General features: G+C 46.5%; 1 protein-coding gene. It reads right to left on the bottom strand.

Going from position 1 to position 497, the window contains the following annotated elements; translation table 11 throughout:
• Positions 1–140: 140 nt before the first annotated feature.
• A partial coding sequence (locus A9165_RS16480) for a transposase (RefSeq protein ID WP_141686184.1) occupies positions 141–497 on the bottom strand: 357 nt, incomplete at its 5' end.

The following is a 497-nucleotide window of genomic DNA, read 5'->3' as shown; positions in this document are numbered from 1 at the left end:
AAACGTTCGCGATCTCGCCCTGTAAGATACTCTTGTTTGTTCGCAATATTTTCTAGCTTGCTCAATAACGTCTGAAAATTGACTTTTAAATGCAGTTTTAAAATAGAGACTATAAAATTTTCTGTGTAAGTGGCTGTTTATCATAACGATACACGGTCACCGTACATGATCATAAACTGTGTCATAGCAGGCTTCCAATCTCGCAGTGGCATTGTCCACTTTTTAGCAATCTGGTGTAAAGCCAGATACAGCAACTTCAGCACCGCATCATCACTTGGGAATGACCGTCTGGTTTTGGTGACCTGACGCAGGCTGGCATTGAGCGATTCGATGGCATTGGTGGTGTAAATTACCTTGCGTATCTCCGGCGGGTAGTCGAAGAACACGCTCAGTCGTGTCCAGTTGTCGCGCCAGGATTTGCTGATGCCTGGATGCTGGTTATCCCACGTTTGGGCAAACTGCTCCAGTGCCAGCTCTGCTTGCTGCAAGGTAGCTGC

This window comes from Alishewanella sp. HH-ZS, from assembly GCF_001704375.1.
GTDB lineage: Bacteria > Pseudomonadota > Gammaproteobacteria > Enterobacterales > Alteromonadaceae > Alishewanella > Alishewanella aestuarii.
The sequence above is the reverse complement of the archived record's forward strand: the minus strand, read 5'-3'. Positions and strand labels throughout refer to the sequence as shown.